Source organism: Streptomyces kebangsaanensis, from assembly GCF_001906585.1.
Classification (GTDB): Bacteria; Actinomycetota; Actinomycetes; order Streptomycetales; family Streptomycetaceae; genus Streptomyces; species Streptomyces kebangsaanensis.
The window spans coordinates 162,807-163,195 of the sequence record NZ_JUJA01000045.1 but is presented as its reverse complement, the minus strand read 5'-3'; the positions used below and the strand labels follow the sequence as shown (position 1 = coordinate 163,195).

Sequence of the window (389 nt, the reverse complement as noted above, 5' to 3'; positions counted from 1 at the left end):
AGGTCGTCGCCGCCGTACAGGACAGGCCGGACCGGCTCGGCGCCGTGATGGCCGTGTTCTCCGTCGTACTGCTCGGACTGCTGCCCCGGTTCGCGCTGATGGCCTCCGGGCTCACCGGGCTCGACGACCGGCGTTCCGCGGGCGTGTCGGTGAGCCGGCACCAGGTCGCCAACGCCCTCGCCGCCACCCACCGCGGGCTCGCCCTGGCCACGGTGGTCACCGCCGCCTCCGCCGCCGCGGGCGGCTGGCTGCTGACCACCGCTCAGGAGCCGACCGCGTGGACGGTGACGCTGGCCTCGCTGACCGCCGTCGTCCTGCTGTCGCGGGCCCGGGCCTTCCCGCTGGTCGCCGAGGTGGTGGCGGTGTTCACGGCGGCGGCCGTGCTCGTC

The 389-nt window shown here is 76.1% G+C and carries 1 pseudogene; it reads left to right on the top strand.

The features are described 5' to 3' along the window. Positions 1-389: pseudogene (locus RH94_RS42595) on the top strand (type VII secretion integral membrane protein EccD); the annotation flags it as partial.